The organism is Leuconostoc gelidum subsp. gelidum KCTC 3527 (assembly GCF_000166715.1).
Taxonomy (GTDB): Bacteria; Bacillota; Bacilli; order Lactobacillales; family Lactobacillaceae; genus Leuconostoc; species Leuconostoc gelidum.
In genome coordinates, this window is sequence record NZ_AEMI01000020.1 from 59,962 (window position 1) to 75,584 (window position 15,623).

Genomic DNA, 15,623 nt, shown 5'->3' on the forward strand with positions numbered 1-15,623 from the left:
ATAACTAATTATTTAGCTGTAGTATCCCCGTATCCATAGCCATATCCATAACCGTATCCAGCACTCCCCTTCTTTTTACGGTTCATATCATTATAAATAAATCCAAGTACTGGTGATCCAGCAATTTTTAGAATGTCATTGGTCCGTTGTAATGCCCCCTTAGTCGTCTTATCTGCGCTGACCACAATAGCAACACCATCCATTTTACTCATCAATACTTGCGCATCTGTTACCATCAAAAATGGCGGTACATCGAATATGACCAAATCATAATGTGCTCTTAATTCACTAATAAGCGTCGTCATACGTCCTGAACCTAATAGTTCAGCTGGGTTAGGTGGTACAGGACCCGAAGTAACGACATCCAACTTATCCATACTTGTTTTATGGATAATCGCTTGGATGTCACTGTTAGCATCTGCCAGATAATTGGTTAGGCCATGGTTATCAGTAATGCCAAAAGTTACCGCAACTGTTGGTCGACGTAAATCAGCATCTACTAGTAAAACTTTTTTACCTTGTTGCGCGCAAGCGACAGCGAGATTAGCTGTAATAGTTGACTTACCCTCTGATGGCAGTGCGGATGAAATAAGTAGTGTCTTGACATCCCCCTTGGCAACAGATGCAAATTCAATGTTTGTTCGCAATGTTCGAAACTGTTCTGAAACTGGATTTTTAGGCTCTGCTGCAGTAATTAAGCGTGCACCCTTAGTCATTGTTTCAGTTGATAATTTATCGCGTCCAATTTGTGATCGTTTTTTAAAAAAAGCCATAACTATGTGTCTCCTCTATCACTCTCTATTTAAGCGACTCACACGTGAGCGTGAGTGATTACCAGTAGAACGATTCTCTGCCTGCATATATGCCACATCAAAATGCTTCATAGCCTTAATATGGCCAATGACACCTAAGTTAGTCATGCCAAACAGTTCTGTCACCTCATCTGGTGACTTAACTGTTGTATCTGACAACTCACGAACTAATACAATCAAAAATGTCAGACCAACCAAAATCACAAGACCGGCTAAAGTAAACAGTTTTTTATTTGGACCAACTGGACTATCAGGTGTTTTCGCTGAATCAATAATAGAGACATTATTGATTTTCATAAAATGACCAATCTTATCTCTAAATGAGTCAGCAACAGTATTAGCCACCAATGCGGCTTGCTTGGGATCGTTTGACTTCACATTGATAGCAAATACTTGTGAATTCTGTTGATTACTAATAGAAACCATCTTTTTCAGGTCATCAACTGTGAGATTATATTTCTTTTGCGATGATGCGCGTGTCACCTCTTTTTGTTCTGGTGTGACAAGTCGACGTGTGCCATCCGCAAGTGTGTCAAACACTGCCGGTTGATATTTTTGCACAACAATGCGATCTGGTTTCTTTAGGGTATTTGATACATCCCCCAAAACATTGCTTGAGGTAACCAAGTTTTTATAGGTATTGATAATTTGCACATCAGCTTGCTGATCAGATAAATTCGCTGTTGTCTGTGCATTATCTGTTGTCCGGTTGACTAACATGCTAGTTGAAGCGCTATAAGTAGGTGCTATCACGAATTTAGCGATACCAAACCCTATAGCACCACCAATAATCGCCATTAAAACGAGCAGGAAGAAATGCTTACGGATAATATCCCATAATTGGCGTAGTTCAAGTACATTATTCATTATTTAATTAATCCTTTATTATTATATATTCTAGAAACCATTAAAAAAGCGACGTTTAACAATTGGTTCAGGCACTAATTTTTCTACATTATTACCATCCAAAATTGCCTCAGCATTTTTTTCAAATAATTGTTGATATTCCCGTCCTAGATGACTTCTCAATTTATCAAGTGCTTGACGCATTTCATAATCACGATTCGGCAAATCATGCGCATCAGAGACAAAAACATGTGCCAAATTATGTTCTATGATTGATTCACCAAATTTTTGCACTTTTTTACCAAAACTGCCCACATAAGAACTAGCAGTCACCTGAGCAATAGCACCTTTTTCAATCAAACTATACAGTATATTTGGGTCAGACATGATTTTTGTATTGCGTTCTGGATGGGCAATTTGAATACTAATGCCCCGTTGCATAATCTTAAAGATCATATCTTCACTGTATGTTGGGACATCATCATCAGGGAATTCCAATAACAAATAGCGATTACTGTCATCAGCAAACAAAATATCATCATTATCTAAGGCTTCAAGCAATCCACCGTTAATACGTACTTCTTGTGACGGGAAAACTTGTAACGGTATATTTTCTTTATCTAGCTGGTCTTGAAATTGACTCGTCAACTGGATAACATCTGCCTTATGGTTGATATAGTGACCGTTCATATGATGTGGTGTCATAAGTGCTGCTTCGATACCATTTTCAACAGCTTCATTTGCCATACGCAATGATGCACGTAACGACTTCGAACCATCATCAATATTAGGTAAAAGATGACTGTGTAAATCGATCATATTTTCTCCTCACTAATACTGCTGTGTTTAATCTTAATTTAATCCGTACTTGTTAAGTATACAGATCAATATTCAACAATACTATTACAAAAATATTACAAAGAAATTATTCGTTATAAATCTTGAATTATGTAGGTCTTAATATCAGTTCTAAATTAACAGACCTGACTTATATCATTTAGTATTATTGACTGAGAAATACGCTAACTTCCTGCTTACTACCACCAATTGCATAAACTATTTCCCTCTGCTGATTTTGTTGTTGGCATACGTAGCAAACTCAGCTCTTCGCCGATTTTATTTTTCAAAATAATTGTATCTAATGCATTGGCCATCATTTTCTCCACATATTACCTATTTAGATTTCTTCTTTAATTATGACACGAAAAACTGATCATTCCTATTTTAACGATGCTTTTATTCTAGCTCTGTACTGACTCAGTATTTTTATCAATTATTTTATTCAAATTTTGTAAAGCATCATAATTCATACCCGCTTTAATCCCTATCACTAGCCATTGACTTTGTTGACAAACATGCCAAATATCATTTTCTTCCAGATATTTATCAATTATTTCTCGCAACCCAACAATTAATTGCTCGCGTTTTTCGTCATTTTGCTGAATTTTAAGTATGGTTAGTACTGTACCATAAGAATGGAATAATCTCCCAATATACATCGCCTTAAGTAATGACTGTTCATGTTGGTTCCAAACTGGTGACGCTTCAATGATAGTAAATATAGCCGACAAAATGTTTAAATACTTCCAAGGCTCGTTATAAGCATATGTAGGACTTTTACCCAGATTGCCGAAATCATCGCGTTGGTTCCAAAAATAATAATCTTGATCTGCCAATATTGAAATTTTTCTAGCCACCGAGTAAGCTTTGATATTAAAAACTTGGTCTTCTTCTACTGGGATATAGTCACTATCATAGAAACGCACATCATAGGTATTTAACATAGCTCGTCGGTACATTTTGTGCGGCGCGAGTGAATTTAAGATGTGGTCTGTTAACATACTGGCATCTTTAATATTTTTGCCTGTTTTAAATGGCACTTGTGTCCCGTTATAATGTGCTCCTTGCGCATATTTACCAATAATGACATCAGAATCATCCCCAGCAAAACTAACAAACCGCTCAAGCGTATTATCAGCAAGATGATCATCTTGGTCCATCAACATCACAAACGTGCCACTTGCTTGATCTATGCCATGATTTCTAGGTATACTCGGATAACCATAATTCTCTCCTTCTCTAATAATTTTTAGATTGTTAATTTTTCCATGATAAGCAAGAATCACATCCAAAGGTTTGGTACTTTTATCATCAACAATGATAACTTCAAAATCTGTTTGAGACATCGTTTGTCTAGCCAGCGAGTCCAACGCTTTTTTGATATAATTCCCAGCATTATAATGTGCAATGACTACTGATACTCTATAATTGTCTTGATTCTTATTCATGCCAGTATCTCCAATTCGATTCATATCTACTTTGTTAATAACAGACGCAATCAATTGATTTACTTTGAATATCTAATCTAATTTTAATGTCCTTATTATTAGTATAGCGATTTTCTAACCACTTAACCATTACGTCAATATTACAAAAAAAAGAAGCACATATTTGTGCTTCCCGATTCTATTAGATGACAACAGATCAATCTACAGCATTACCTGCATTATCGAAGTAAATTTTTCGGCCATCGATTTGTACAGATTGGTTCGAAACCCGCTCACCTGAATTAGCATCATAATAATGCATATGACCTGCTTCATCAATATGCGTACCGCCCTTAAGTTGTACACCGTTATCATTGAAGTAAAGAACTTGATTATTAATCGTTTGTTCTCCTGTTACGGCATGTCCTTGATTATCCAAATATAACCAAGAACCATCCGGTAACTCACCAAAGTCATTTGTTATTTTTTGACCATTGATACCTGCATAATAGCTTATTGTGCCATCACTATTTTTGACTTGATCATTTTTGACTTGTTCGCCATTCTGGTTAAAGTATACGCGGCAGCCATTAATTGTCTGTTCTCCTGTCACAGCATCACCTTGGTCATTCAAGTATAACCATGCACCATTATCTAAACGTTTGAAAGCGTTTTTGATTTGCGTACCATCATCATTGAAATAAACAATTTGACCGTTAATGTTTTGTTGACCAGTAACAGCAATGCCTTGAGCATTCAAATAAATCCACGATTTGTTTGCTAATTCTTGCCATGTATTAGTCAAGAGATTGCCTGTCTGATCATCGAAATATCGCAAATTACCCGCAGTATCTCTAATGTCAGTTCCTTTAACCTGTACCCCATTCTGATCAAAATATTGCTCAGACGTTGAACCATTATCTGCAGTAATGGTTGTTAATCCTAGCGCCATGTGGCCATCCGCAAAGAAATAACGCCAATTATTGTCAGGTCCTATATAGTATTGATTTGAGACTGCTTTACCAGTCTTGTTGTAATAATACTGATTTTGGCCATCAGACAAGTAGGCATCTTGTAATTCAACACCATTAGGTAAGAAGTAATACTTTTTACCATTAATTTGTTGCGTACCTACAACCATGTGGCCATCGTTGTCGAAATAATACCAATTTGTATTATCTTGAATAAAGGTATTCTTCGCTTGATAACCGCTCGTTGAATAAAATGATGTCTTACCATTCTCATCAATTGTAAAACCAGTGCTTGTCTTTTCACCTAACAATTGTTTAGGTAAGAAATTGTTATCACTCGACACATTAAAGTATTGATTCGTTGCCCAATCCTTTAGTACATACCAAGCACCACGACCTTGAATATTTGAACCATTAAAGTACTTAGCTGACCACTCTGTGATTTTAACATTGGGATTCATTGGCTTATCTGTAGAGATTTGCTTTGTTTCAAACAGAGTCGGATAGTCCGCCTTCAATTGATCTAAGAATGCGCCACCGTACTGTGCCTGATATTGACCACCACCGATTGTTGATGAATCATATAAAGTGTGGTTGATGACGGAATCAGCGTCATCTTTTCCAGAACTATTTGTACGATCTGCTGTCACAATCTGTTCACCTGGCAAATTATATATTTGGTCAGGCACCCAATCATTAATGGCTTGAATGCCTTGTGCATGTAAAGCCCTCAAAGTATTTACCAATTGATCAGCTGTACCATATTTCGTGGGTGTATTGTAGCCAATGTCATACCGATCTGTAAAAGCGTAACCATTTTGAACAATTGAATCTAAGAAACTTGTGTCCGTACTTGAACGGTATTGCGGTGCTAATTCAAAAGTGGTGATACCAAGACTCTTAAACAATGCCGCATTTTGTACTATTTTGACGTTAGTATACTCGTCGGCATTGGTTGGCATGGCTTGAAAATTAGAAAATCCTTCATAGATAACTTGGGAGTCTAACGCTGCATTAGAATGATAAGTCGCACCATCTGTTGAAATAGCCTTACTACTTGCTGTTCTCACATCTTGATTGTCGCTAGCACCAACAGGTACCCATGCAGCAAGGTAACCTGAAACTTGCGGATCATTGACACCATACACCATATCTGATTTGAAAATCAATTGCCCCAAATCATTTGTACGAGCAATTGGTGCCCCAGCATCATTATTATAAATTTTCAAGCCATCTTTAGTACTTAACATCAAGGCGCGATACTCTTGATTTTTATGCGCAGCCCCCATATTCAACACAACTTGTTCATCGTTATTTAGATTCAAATCAGTCTTGTTACTAATAACCAGACCAATACCTTCTGTACGTGTCTCAGCATTGCCAGCATCTGTCGCCTTCATAGAACCGGTTCCATAACGGACCGAAGTAAGTACGCCTTGATTATCATGTAGATAAGACATGCCCATACTTTGACCACCAGAAACGTACTTTACACGAGACTGCAATAGTGAAGTAATAGCATCATAATATGGTGATTTTTTAGCCATATATTGCCCATCATCAGTATATAAATCACCATAATACACACGTGGAATTGTATCCTTATTAGTTAATAATAATGCATAAGAAGATGGTATATTATAAGCAGTGTATTCTTTATCCGATTTTAATTCATCTGCATTATATATTGCAAAAGCTTTTTCAATTTCATCAGGTGTAACAGTTAAGCCATCTGATTTAGGATTGATTTTATCTTTGACAATTTGTGCAATAACTGTTTGTACTTCACTATCATGTGCACGGATAAACGAGTAATTTGGTTGCGCTGTATTTTCAGCTGCGTCTTCTGTACGATTAACCAAGCTATTCGTAATTGTTTGTTCTAAACCACTACGTTGGCTAACTGGCACATTTAACGCATATTTCAAGCCAAGATGAATTGGAAAGTCCATTGTCAATTGATTATTACCATGTGCTTTGATATAAGCTGCATCTTTGGATTCCCAATCTTCTAAAATTGAGAGATGCGCATTGGCTTGACTATCGCTTTGATCTATTTTATAAGCTGCTTTGAAGTAGTCGCTAGCAATTTGTAACAAGTCAGCATCCACGTTATCAACAGCATCAACTCGGTAACCATCAAAATTAGCAGTTGGATCATTTTGTGTGATAGTTCCAATGTTCATCATGTAGTACAACCAATTTAATTGTTCAGCTTGCACAACTGGATTTGAGTTATCCACATCGTTAGCTAACAACATCTCATAGCCACCCTGTTGTCCAAAATCAGTAATTTGACCTTTTTGATTAATCGGTGTGCGGTTTAATAATCGGTCATCTGAATTTGCATCTAGTGTCTTGTCACTGTTAACATATAACAACGCCCCACCTTGAAGATGATCATTTGATTTAGCTTCACTGGTAATATTCCAGTTTGGTTGTGTCTTAATCCATTGACTGATATCTGTTTTTAGCCAATCAGTATTTCCAGACAAACTAATTCTCTGTTCAATATTTTTTTGGACTGACATCGCATTATTAGTCAGGTCACTTGTTTGCGTATTATTTGAAATGGCCACATCATCTTCTAGAAGTCCAAGTGACTGCATATATTTGAGGTAAGCAATTTGTGTATCTTTGTCAGGCCACCATGACATTAACAATGGTCGAAAATCAGTTACTGTTGATGGTGTCCATGTGGTACCTGACTTGAGAATGTCCTTAGGTCGGTACCAACTACTAGCTGTCAGGTAACCATCAACATTTGTGAAGCTATCAGATGTTAATGAATATGCAGCGTTATGCTCATTGGCTATATTCGTAAGACCTTCAGCATATTGACGATCATTCGATGTCAATTCACCTGTTGTCTTATCAAAATAAAGCACTTGACCATCAATAACAGCAGTAAAATTTTTCTTAATTTGACCATCATCACCTACAAAATAGGTTTTTCCATCAATTTGTTTGATATTTGGTGATGCGCTTTCTACTTGCTCAAGTTTTTGCGTATCACTTTTATTTGTTGTGGCTGTTTTTGAAGTTGCTACAACTGTTTTGTCTGATTTTGTGGTGTCAGTCGTTTTGTAAACTGTCGCTGCTGTCTGCGTGTCAGTTGTTTTGGTTGTTGGTACTGTCGTCGTATCTTTTGCTGGTGCTTCAACTGTTTTGTCTGTTGTTGGTACTGTCGTGATATCTTTTACTGGTGTCTCAACTGGCTTATCTGCTGTTGGTACTGTCGTCGTATCTTTTGCTGGTGTCTCAACTGACTTATCTACTGTTGGTACCGCCGTGGTGGCTTTTGACGTTGCTACTACTTTGTCTGTAACTGGTTCTACTGACTTTTCCACCACCGGTGTTGATGCTTTATCTGCAACTGTTGGTGCTAGGTTGGGTTGGCTTTTTGCAGAATCTTCTTTAACAGCCATTGTCGTGCTATTTGTATCTATTGTATCAGCACGACTATCAGATATTGTAGCGCCGAATATGGCTAAAGAAAAAATTCCAGCTGTCACCAATATTTTCCCTGATTTATACAACTTCTTGCGTTCACATACTACTCTTTCATTCCTCATTCCATTGCCACCATTCTTCCCTTTTCTGATGTTGTTCTTTAAAATTCCATTACATTTTTTAGGAATTTTACGTACTTGTAAAAGTTATTAACCTTTACCATGTCATTCTACAACGCATACTGTGCAGTTTTTCACTTTATTCAATATTGATTATTCAATAATGAATAAGTAGAAATTATGTCAAAATGCAGGATAATAATTAATTGTTATATTTTTTACAAACAGAAAGGAATTACTATGCAAAAAGATGTCAATTTCAATTTAATCAAGGAACGGCGTAAGATCAAAAACATTTCACAAAGTGAATTAGGGAGGATAATCGGTTCACAGGCAATGGTTTCAAGAATAGAAAATGGTCAGATACTACCAAACCTTCAAACCATTCATCTCATTTGTAAAACATTGGATCTTACAGTCGAAGAATATTTTTACACATATTATAAAGTTGGCACAGATATTACTGATTTTAGAAATGATCTCAATGAAAAATACATGTCTACTGATACGACAGCTTTAGAACAGCAATATTCAGACATAAAAGCAACCAACACGCTAACACTTAAACATAAACACCAAATGCTTATGATACAAGCAACCATCTATCATAAGACATTCAAGTTAGCATCATTAAATGATCAAAATTTCCTTTTAAAATACTTTGATCAAATCATGAGATGGCAACTCTATGATATTTATTTATTAGAATGTACATTAAATATGATGCCTTCTGAAAAAATAAAACCATACATTTCTGATATTTTAGTGCAATACATAAGAACAGAAAATAAAGTGTATGTGAGCGATATCATTCTGACATTAATTGTCAAATATTTAGAAAGCAGTATTGTGCAAAAAAAAGATGTGATTACTGATTGGATACTTTTAAAATTAGCTGACTTAGAAATCAGAGAAAATTCAAATTTCAAAGTATGGTTTTTGTTTTTAATTGCACTATATCAGCATGATACAAAGAAAATAAACCAAGCGTACACCGTTACAGATTATTTGAATAACCCTTGTCTTAAAAAAAAATTCAATCTTATTCAGTCGATTTACTTAAGATAACGCAATTGATAATTTTTTGATCTCCCGCTATTAAAATGATACTTTATTCATTTTTATCATTTCATATAAAAAATATAATAAATTCTAAATGTGAAAGCCCTAAAATATTTGACAATATTTTAGGGCTTTCTTATTAATATATATTTGATATTAATCATTGAACAGTCTCAAATAAAAAAATGACAATCATTAATATGATTGTCATTGAAAAATAAAGATTATTTTAACACATATTTTCAGATATATATCATGCTACTTTTCTATACAGATAAGTCACGGTATCGCGCTCAAGCGCTTACTCGTGCTTTACCACCACTTCGCTGAGATAAGTCACGGTATCGCGCTCAAGCGCTTACTCGTGCTTTACCACCACTTCGCTGAGATAAGTCACGGTATCGCGCTCAAGCGCTTACTCGTGCTTTACATCATCTAGTAAATCGCGTTCTTTGTTGGTGAGTTGGCGTTTTTCTAGTAAGTCAGGACGGCGTTGCCAAGTTCTTCGTAATGACTCTTTTAGTCGCCATTCAGCGATTTTTGCATGATTACCACTCATCAGTACATCAGGTACTTTGCGACCACGAAATTCTGCTGGCCGTGTATACTGAGGGAACTCTAACAGATCATCTTGAAATGAGTCTTCATCAGCACTGACATTATTACCCAATACGTCGGGCAAAAAGCGTGCTGTAGCATCAATAATAACCATTGCGCCAAGTTCACCACCTGTCAAAACATAATCGCCCAACGATATTTCATCATCAACTAACTCACGAATACGCTCATCGTAACCTTCATAGTGTCCCGCAATAAATGTCAAATGTTCTTTTTGTGCTAACTCTTCTGCTACATGGTGATCAAATTTACGACCTGCTGGGTCAAGCAATACAACATGTCCTTTGTCACCGGCTTTTTTTTCAACAGCAGCCATTGCATCAAAAATTGGTTGTGCCATAAGTAGCATGCCCGCACCGCCACCAAACGGATAGTCATCAACGTTGTTATGCTTGTTTTCAGTATAATCACGAAAATCTGTCACATGAAAATCTAAGGCACCTTTATCAATCGCCTTACCTAAAATTGACTGTTTTAATGGTGTAAACATATCAGGAAATAAACTTAAAACATCAATTCGCATTAATCCAGCAGTCCTTCCAGTGCATCAATGGTTACTAATTTACCAGCAACATCGACGTTTTTTACAACATCATCAATCATCGGAATTAACGCATCTGACTGACCATCACGTGATACAACCCAGACATCATTTGCCCCAGTTTCCATAATTTCAGAAATAACACCGATGTCATTACCCGCCAAATCAATTACTCGGCAACCAATGATTTCGTTATAATAATACTCATCAGCACCTAACGCTTCACGTGCACCACCAATAACATAGATATCATGTGTTTTATACTTTTCAATTTCATTGATGTTTGTCACACCTTCAAAAAGAACCAACCACATATTTTTATGCATACGAGAAGCCTGTACTTTAACAGGTACAAAACCTTGCTTCGTATTAATTTGCAATTCTGTGCCTTTTTTAAAACGATCGGCAGCAAAATCTGTAATTGCCATGATTTTTACTTCACCACGGATACCATGTGTATTAACAATCGTGCCAACTTTAAAATAATTTTCTGTATTTGTCATAATGTTATTATATCAGATTTTTCAGCCAGCTTACTAACCATCATGGATTGATCTAATTGTCTTAACTTTTGTTTCATCTCTGACCCATAACGGTATTGACCAACACCCCCACTTTTAGGCAAGATACGATGACATGCATTAATAATTGTCAAAGGATTTTTCCCAACTGCCGACGCCACTGCACGAATAGCTGTTGGATGATTGGCACGAATGGCCAGCTCCCCATACGTTAAAGTTTCATTCGGTAGCATATCATGCATGGCAGTCCATACATCACGTTGAAATAACGTCCCTTTCAAATAATTAATTTTTAACTGTGAAAAATCACTTGCCCTACTAGTCACATAGCGTTGAAAATCAATCATTTCGATTAACGTTGCTCGCATGACTTGTTCATTTGGATAGAACAAATGAAATTCTTTCACACCATCAATAGCGAGACTCACAAATACAAGCGCATCATCTTGTTTAAAAATTGTCAATTGCCTGTCCAAAAATGCCATTGTGTCATAAATTATCATATTTTACTTGCCCCTATTATTTAATCATAGTAGTCATCTAAAAATTAAATTAATTTTATTTTAATCCTTTAATTGTCATATCATCAATTGTTGCGATTTTCGCATTGTCTAGTAGGTTAGCTTTAAAGCTAACTTCGTCGCCCATCTTCAGGAAAACAACTGTGGGACTGCTGTCTGAATCGATTTTAAAGACTGTTGACTGGTTTTCAAGCATAAAATTCACAATCGTTTTTTTACCATCATTGATTACCGCTACTCGTGATACCTTTCCAGTAATTTCTTTTTCTGTTTTAGGATCGGTTGATCGATTATTAGAAGTAGACTCCGCCAAATCTTTACGATAATCATCCAAAGCTTCTTGTGCGTTATCACCATCAATGACAATATCGTTATCTATGGCGTTAATGTACACATATTTTTTAAAGATACCTTTTGTATCCAGCAATGACACAACCCAAGTTGGCGTACCATCAATGTTATACAAAATTGGCATATGAGCCTGCCACTTCTTTTCTGGATATATTTTATCTGCAATACTAATGGCGCCATCTGAATCCATTAACCCTGAACGCGTATCACGATAATAGGTCAACTTACCAGTTTTCGCATCAATGAGTGAGTATCCTAAGGCTGAATCTTGATCATTATTCCCTGACGTAAAGTCAGTAAAATAGACTAAATGACCTTTAGCATCAATTAACGGTGTAATTTGTCCACCAGAGTAAACGCCATTATTCGTTGGTATTTTAACATTACGTTTCGCACCAAAAGATGTTTGGTTCCACCAACCCTTTTGATAACGGCCGTAGAATTCATTCATTTGATTAGCCGCAGCACTTGTAATTGGTGCATCAATAAACTTCGGCGCGTGATTGGCCTCATAAACTTTAACTTCCCCGGTTTGTGCATTAAGGACTGCAGTCTTAAATTCATTGAACTTCATGCGACCTGACACACCATATTCACGATACAGTGTTTGCACATAGTAAGGCTTACCCTGATCATCAATTTCTAAATTCATACGCCCAGTACTAGCATAAGTTGGTGCATTAGCATAGATTTTACGCGCGGCATCATCGTTCAAGTACGCGGATGTTGTATATTTCAAACGCTCTGTTACAAATTTAGGTTGTGCATTAACATCTGTAGCACTAATGATGAAATAACCAGGAACGGATTTGTTCTTGAGCCATTTGAAGAAACCATTGAATTCCACTGTGGCCACATAAACATACTTACCATTAACCATTTGTGCTGTTATACCATCTAATTTATACATATTTGAATTGGGAATAACGCTAAATTTTTGTTGCATTTTACGCTTAGCTGTATCTGGTGCCAACGCAATTGGCATGTCTTTGGCAGAGGTCAATAATTCAGCAGAACGCTTTGTTTGTGTAGGAATTGAATCATATACGTTGTTAATACTCGTTAACCGTGTGACAAACGCAGTGGCACCAACAATTATCCATAATACAATTGGAACCAATAATACCAACAAATAACGACGCAAAAAATGAGCTTGTTTATCAGTTACTTTAACGTGTCGTTCATGCTGCCCAAGCGCGCGTACTTTATCCACAGCAGATAAGCCAGCATTCCCAATAAAATTAATGATTGCTGCAACCCCAGCTAATAAAATATTGACATTTAGTAACGTTGTCAAATTTTTGGGTGGTAATTGGATGTAAAGTACCAAGTACACAAATAGTAGTTCGATAACAGTCGTTATAACGAACCACAACCAACGACGATTTAAAATAACAGCAGCAATATTAACTAATAGTATCCCAATACTAAAAACTAACATCACATTGATAAAATTTAGTAACATAAAAAATCTCCTTCAAAGTGTGTAATAGCATACCTATCATTATCAATTATAAAGTAACAATGATAACAAAGATAGTAAACTGCCATCATTACGAAGATAATCAAAAACCTAATCGACAGTTATCGATTAGGTTTTAAATTATACTGCTTTTTTGAAGAACCCGTAGACTATGCCAGAAACAACAGCCCCAATTGCTATAAAGAGCAAGTATAGCAATGGTGAACTTGTCAAGGCAATCACGAAGATACCACCATGTGGTGCTAACAGTTTAATGCCAGCCAAACCAACTAATCCACCAGACAACACTGATCCAACCATGAAGCTTGGAATTGCACGTACTGGATCTGCAGCTGCAAATGGAATGGCGCCTTCTGTAATGAAGGATAGTCCCATCACTATATTAGTTAATCCTGCTTGTCGTTCTTGCTGATCGAACTTATGTTTGAACAATAGTGTTGCCACAAAGACTGCTAATGGTGGCACCATACCACCAGCCATGACAGCTGCCATAATCACCGATCCACCACTTGCAACTGTTGCAGCTAAAGTGCCTGTTCCAAAGACATAGGCTGCTTTGTTGATTGGACCACCCATATCAATTGACATCATACCGCCAAGTATCGCACCTAATAGTACGGCATTGGTACCATCCAAACCAGATAAGAAATTATTCAAGCCAGTGTTAATTGCCGACATTGGAATATTAATGAGTAGCATCGCAAAACCAGTTAATAGGACACCTAATACTGGATAAAACAAAATTGATTTAATACCATCTAATGTCTTAGGCAATTTTTGGAATGCCTTTTTGAGTAACAGCATAATGCCACCGGCTAGGAAACCACCGACTAGGGCACCTAAAAATCCTGAAGGAATTGGCGCATGGTTAGCATTTAAGCCGACATTATAAAGATTGTAACCATTTGCAGATAATGCACCAGCTACGAATCCAGCTACTAACCCTGGCTTTTCAGCAATTGAATAAGCAATATACCCTGCCAAAACTGGTAACATGAAACCAAATGCTGCGCCACCAATTTGTTTAAAAAACGCAGCAATTGGATGATACGTACCCAAACTTGACAATGCACTGTTTGGTACACCCAAACTTTGGTCAATTAAGAAGGCAAACGCAATTGCAATACCACCGCCAATAACAAATGGTAGCATACTCGATACGCCGCTCATGAGATGGCGATAAAACGCCTTACCAATTGACTGTGGTGCTTCTGTTGATTGTTGCCTAGGTTCATTACTATGATAAACAGGTGCTGTCTGACGAAGTGCTAAGTCGATTAATTCATCTGGCTTACGGATGCCATCGGCTACTGGTCGATTAATTAATGGCTTACCATCAAAGCGTGCCATGTCAACTTTTTTATCGGCAGCTATAATCACCCCTTGCGCGTGTGCAATATCTGCGTCTGTTAGTTTGTTCCCCACACCACTAGCACCGTTTGTTTCAACTTTAATGCGGATGCCCAGCTTTTCAGCATGCTTTTTCAACGCTTCTTCAGCCATATAAGTATGCGCAATACCAGTTGTACATGCCGTGACAGCAACAAGGAAGGGTGCATCATCATCAACTACTACCTCAGTTGATTCTGATTCTTGTGCTGTAAACAGACTAACTACTTTAGCTGGTGTTTCCGCCTGTTTTAATTTATCCATAAAGCCATCTTGCAACAAATAACGTGATAGACTGGCTAGTGCTTCCAAGTGTGTGTTATTTGCATTGGCTGGCACTGCTATCATAAACAACAAATGGACAGGTTGGCCATCCATGGCATCATAATCAACACCATTTTTTGATCGCGCAAACGCCACCGTAGGCTGCTTAACCGCATTATTTTTAGCATGTGGCATCGCAATACCATCACCTAAACCAGTCGTTGTCTGTGCTTCACGTGCCAAAATACCCTTTAAAAATTCTTGCTTATCCGTAATGCGATCGGCGGCATAAAGTTGATCGATCATTTCGTCAAAAGCTGCTTGTTTTGTTGTGGCTTTTAAGTCTAAAAGCATCACATCTGGTAATAACAATTCACTTATTTTCATGACGTTTCCTCATATTCA

Annotated in this window: 11 protein-coding genes; 1 reads left to right on the forward strand and 10 read right to left on the reverse strand. The window is 37.0% G+C overall.

Features of this window, described 5'->3' with window-relative positions; all coding sequences use genetic code 11:
* Positions 1–8: 8 nt before the first annotated feature.
* The 5 genes from EUI_RS0106260 to EUI_RS0106285 form a co-directional block, all read right to left on the reverse strand.
* Positions 9–773, reverse strand: a complete 765-nt coding sequence (locus EUI_RS0106260) for a CpsD/CapB family tyrosine-protein kinase (RefSeq protein ID WP_010016858.1) — start codon at positions 771–773, stop codon at positions 9–11.
* An 18-nt stretch (positions 774–791) separates the two neighbouring features.
* A complete protein-coding gene (locus EUI_RS0106265; RefSeq protein ID WP_010016859.1) occupies positions 792–1,679 on the reverse strand; it encodes a YveK family protein in 888 nt (295 codons plus the stop codon).
* Between the two features lie 30 nt (positions 1,680–1,709).
* Positions 1,710–2,477, reverse strand: coding sequence for a tyrosine-protein phosphatase (locus tag EUI_RS0106270; protein WP_010016860.1), 768 nt, complete (start codon positions 2,475–2,477; stop codon positions 1,710–1,712).
* Between the two features lie 422 nt (positions 2,478–2,899).
* A complete protein-coding gene (locus EUI_RS10115; protein ID WP_010016863.1) occupies positions 2,900–3,946 on the reverse strand; it encodes a glycosyltransferase family 2 protein in 1,047 nt (348 codons plus the stop codon).
* Positions 3,947–4,142: 196 nt separating this feature from the next.
* Entirely contained in the window at positions 4,143–8,471 is a 4,329-nt protein-coding gene (locus EUI_RS0106285; protein ID WP_050792009.1) for a glycoside hydrolase family 70 protein, read from the reverse strand.
* A gap of 237 nt (positions 8,472–8,708) precedes the next feature.
* On the opposite strand from EUI_RS0106285, the gene EUI_RS0106290 reads away from it, so the two are divergent.
* The gene (locus EUI_RS0106290; RefSeq protein ID WP_010016865.1) at positions 8,709–9,536 is read left to right on the forward strand and encodes a helix-turn-helix domain-containing protein; all 828 of its coding nucleotides are present in this window, start codon (positions 8,709–8,711) and stop codon (positions 9,534–9,536) included.
* A 409-nt stretch (positions 9,537–9,945) separates the two neighbouring features.
* On the opposite strand, the gene trmD is transcribed toward EUI_RS0106290, so the two are convergent.
* From trmD to EUI_RS0106315, 5 genes are all read right to left on the reverse strand, one after another.
* On the reverse strand, positions 9,946–10,671 hold the full coding sequence (trmD, locus tag EUI_RS0106295) for a tRNA (guanosine(37)-N1)-methyltransferase TrmD (RefSeq protein WP_010016866.1): 726 nt from the start codon (positions 10,669–10,671) through the stop codon (positions 9,946–9,948).
* Positions 10,671–11,192 (reverse strand): ribosome maturation factor RimM, encoded by a 522-nt coding sequence (gene rimM, locus EUI_RS0106300; RefSeq protein ID WP_010016868.1) that lies wholly within the window; start codon positions 11,190–11,192, stop codon positions 10,671–10,673. Before rimM ends, trmD begins: the two co-directional genes overlap by 1 nt.
* Complete coding sequence (locus EUI_RS0106305; protein ID WP_010016870.1) at positions 11,189–11,713, reverse strand: methylated-DNA--[protein]-cysteine S-methyltransferase; 525 nt, start codon at positions 11,711–11,713, stop codon at positions 11,189–11,191. The genes rimM and EUI_RS0106305 overlap by 4 nt, the downstream gene beginning before the upstream one ends.
* 55 nt (positions 11,714–11,768) lie before the next feature.
* Complete coding sequence (locus EUI_RS0106310; RefSeq protein ID WP_010016871.1) at positions 11,769–13,547, reverse strand: DNA-binding protein; 1,779 nt, start codon at positions 13,545–13,547, stop codon at positions 11,769–11,771.
* 138 nt (positions 13,548–13,685) lie between these two features.
* Positions 13,686–15,605, reverse strand: coding sequence for a PTS fructose transporter subunit IIABC (locus EUI_RS0106315; RefSeq protein ID WP_010016872.1), 1,920 nt, complete (start codon positions 15,603–15,605; stop codon positions 13,686–13,688).
* Positions 15,606–15,623 lie beyond the last annotated feature (18 nt).

What these genes read in the sequence shown, in the direction of transcription:
- EUI_RS0106260 (WP_010016858.1), bottom strand. Translation starts at nt 773, where the DNA reads ATGGCTTTTTTTAAAAAACGATCACAAATTGGACGCGATAAATTATCA.
- EUI_RS0106265 (WP_010016859.1), bottom strand. Translation starts at nt 1,679, where the DNA reads ATGAATAATGTACTTGAACTACGCCAATTATGGGATATTATCCGTAAG.
- EUI_RS0106270 (WP_010016860.1), bottom strand. Translation starts at nt 2,477, where the DNA reads ATGATCGATTTACACAGTCATCTTTTACCTAATATTGATGATGGTTCG.
- EUI_RS10115 (WP_010016863.1), bottom strand. Translation starts at nt 3,946, where the DNA reads ATGAATAAGAATCAAGACAATTATAGAGTATCAGTAGTCATTGCACAT.
- EUI_RS0106285 (WP_050792009.1), bottom strand. Translation starts at nt 8,471, where the DNA reads ATGAGGAATGAAAGAGTAGTATGTGAACGCAAGAAGTTGTATAAATCA.
- EUI_RS0106290 (WP_010016865.1), top strand. Translation starts at nt 8,709, where the DNA reads ATGCAAAAAGATGTCAATTTCAATTTAATCAAGGAACGGCGTAAGATC.
- trmD (WP_010016866.1), bottom strand. Translation starts at nt 10,671, where the DNA reads ATGCGAATTGATGTTTTAAGTTTATTTCCTGATATGTTTACACCATTA.
- rimM (WP_010016868.1), bottom strand. Translation starts at nt 11,192, where the DNA reads ATGACAAATACAGAAAATTATTTTAAAGTTGGCACGATTGTTAATACA.
- EUI_RS0106305 (WP_010016870.1), bottom strand. Translation starts at nt 11,713, where the DNA reads ATGATAATTTATGACACAATGGCATTTTTGGACAGGCAATTGACAATT.
- EUI_RS0106310 (WP_010016871.1), bottom strand. Translation starts at nt 13,547, where the DNA reads ATGTTACTAAATTTTATCAATGTGATGTTAGTTTTTAGTATTGGGATA.
- EUI_RS0106315 (WP_010016872.1), bottom strand. Translation starts at nt 15,605, where the DNA reads ATGAAAATAAGTGAATTGTTATTACCAGATGTGATGCTTTTAGACTTA.